The 239-nt window shown below is 54.0% G+C and carries 2 tRNA genes; both read left to right on the forward strand.

The window, feature by feature from the left end:
* Positions 1-73 (forward strand) — tRNA-Met (locus C1638_RS22140).
* Between the two features lie 39 nt (positions 74-112).
* Positions 113-185: transfer RNA gene (locus C1638_RS22145), tRNA-Met, on the forward strand.
* The last annotated feature ends 54 nt before the right edge of the window (positions 186-239 follow it).

Below are 239 nucleotides of genomic sequence, written 5' to 3' on the forward strand. Positions count from 1 at the left end.
CGCGGGATGGAGCAGTAGGTAGCTCGTCGGGCTCATAACCCGAAGGTCATCGGTTCGAGTCCGGTTCCCGCTACTAAGTTAAGTGCTTTCGGTAAGCACTCTAAAAATACACCGCGGGATGGAGCAGTAGGTAGCTCGTCGGGCTCATAACCCGAAGGTCATCGGTTCGAGTCCGGTTCCCGCTACTAAGTTAAGTGCTTTCGGTAAGCACTCTAAAAATACACCGCGGGATGGAGCAG

The sequence above is a fragment of the Chryseobacterium oncorhynchi genome (assembly GCF_002899895.1).
Taxonomy (GTDB): Bacteria; Bacteroidota; Bacteroidia; order Flavobacteriales; family Weeksellaceae; genus Chryseobacterium; species Chryseobacterium oncorhynchi.